The sequence below is a fragment of the Bradyrhizobium sp. genome (assembly GCF_049691595.1).
In the GTDB taxonomy this organism is placed as follows: domain Bacteria; phylum Pseudomonadota; class Alphaproteobacteria; order Rhizobiales; family Xanthobacteraceae; genus Bradyrhizobium.
This window is the reverse complement of sequence record NZ_JBAVNZ010000509.1, coordinates 1-2251: the sequence shown is the minus strand read 5'-3', so window position 1 is coordinate 2251 and position 2251 is coordinate 1. Positions and strand designations below refer to the sequence as shown.

The following is a 2251-nucleotide window of genomic DNA, read 5'->3' as shown; positions in this document are numbered from 1 at the left end:
GCTCGATTCCGAGCAGGCCATGGTCACTTTCCTCAACCTGGTGGCGGCCGAGCCCGACATCGCGCGCGTGCCGGTGATGGTCGATTCCTCGAAGTTCTCGGTGATCGAGGCCGGGCTCAAATGCGTGCAGGGCAAGGCGGTGGTGAACTCGATCTCGATGAAGGAAGGCGAGGCGAAGTTCATCCACGAGGCGACCATCGCGCGGCGTCATGGCGCTGCCGTGGTGGTGATGGCGTTCGACGAGGCCGGCCAGGCCGACACCTTCGCGCGCACGACCGAGATCTGCCGGCGCGCCTACGACATCCTGGTCCACCGGCTCGGCTTCCCGCCGGAAGACATCATCTTCGACCCGAACATCTTTGCGATCGCGACCGGGCTGGAAGAGCACAACAATTACGGCGTCGATTTCATCGAAGCGGCGCGCTGGATCCGGAACAACCTGCCGGGCGCGCATGTTTCCGGCGGCGTCTCCAATCTGTCGTTCGCGTTCCGCGGCAACGAGCCGGTGCGCGAGGCCATGCATTCCGTGTTCCTCTATCACGCGATTCATGCCGGCATGGACATGGGCATCGTCAATGCCGGCCAGATGATCGTCTATGACGACATCGACCCCGAACTGCGCCAGACCTGCGAGGACGTCATCCTCAACCGCGACACGGGCGCATCCGAACGCCTGCTGGCGCTGGCGGAGAAATTCCGCGGCAAGGAGAAGCAGACAAAAGAGCAGGATCTGGCCTGGCGCGAATGGCCGGTGGAGAAGCGATTGAGCCACGCGCTGGTGCACGGCGTCACCGAATTCATCGAGCAGGACACCGAGGCTGCGCGTAAAACCGTGGAGCGGCCACTCAATGTGATCGAGGGCCCGCTGATGGCCGGCATGAACATCGTCGGCGACCTCTTTGGCGACGGAAAGATGTTTTTGCCACAGGTGGTGAAATCGGCGCGGGTGATGAAGCAGGCGGTGGCCTATCTGATGCCGTTCATGGAAGAGGAAAAGGCGCGCAACCTCGCCAATGGCGTGGCCTCCGACGGCCGCAGCTCCGCCGGCAAGATCGTGCTGGCGACGGTGAAGGGCGACGTCCACGACATCGGCAAGAACATCGTCGGCATCGTCCTGCAATGTAACAATTTCGAGGTGATCGACCTCGGCGTCATGGTGCCGGCGGCCAGGATCATCGAGACCGCGAAAGCCGAAGGCGCCGACATCATCGGCCTGTCCGGCCTGATCACGCCCTCGCTGGATGAAATGAGTTTCCTCGCTGGCGAAATGGAACGGCAGGGCCTGAAGCTGCCGCTCCTGATCGGCGGCGCCACCACCAGCCGGGTCCACACCGCGGTCAAGATCGACCCGAACTATCGCGGCGGACCGGTGGTGCATGTCAATGACGCCAGCCGCGCGGTCGGCGTCGCCTCGTCGCTGCTGTCGCCGGAACGGCGCGAGGCTTACGCGGCCGATGTCCGCGCCGAATACGCCAAGATCTCCGCGGCGCATTTTCGCGCCCAGGCCGACAAGAAGCGGCTGAAGCTCGCGGACGCGCGCGCCAACGCGGTGGCGATCGATTTCGCCAGGACGCCGCCGAAGCGGCCGGCCTTCTTCGGCATCAAGAGCTTCGACGCCTACGATCTCGCCGAGCTCGCCGACTACATCGACTGGACGCCGTTCTTCCAGACCTGGGAACTGACCGGGCGCTTTCCGGCGATCCTGGACGATCCCAAGATCGGCGAGGTCGCGCGTTCGCTGTATGACGACGCCCGCAAGATGCTCGACCGCATCGTCACCGAAAAATGGTTCACCGCGCGCGCCACCATCGGCTTCTGGCCGGCCAACGCGGTTGGTGACGACATCGCGGTTTATGCCGATGACCGCCGCAAGGACCAGATCGCGACCTTCCACACGCTGCGCCAGCAACTGGAAAAACGCGAAGGCCGCTTCAACGCCGCGCTTTCGGATTTCATCGCGCCTCGCTCGTCGGGCGTGCCGGACTATATCGGCGCCTTCGTGGTCACCGCCGGGATCGGCGAGGATGTCATCGCCGACCGTTTCAAGAACGCCAATGACGACTACGCCTCGATCCTGTGCAAGGCCTTGGCCGATCGGCTCGCCGAGGCCTTTGCCGAGCGGATGCACGCGCGGGTGCGGCGCGAGTTCTGGGGCTACGCGCCGGACGAGGCGCTGACGCCGGAGCAGCTCATCCTCGAACAATACCAGGGCATCCGCCCGGCGCCGGGCTATCCCGCGCAGCCCGACCAC

At 64.7% G+C, this 2251-nt stretch carries 1 protein-coding gene; it reads left to right on the top strand.

Features of this window, described 5'->3' with window-relative positions:
• The coding region (gene metH, locus WCE35_RS21080) for a methionine synthase (protein WP_424595251.1) at window positions 1-2251 on the top strand (2251 nt) is incomplete at both ends.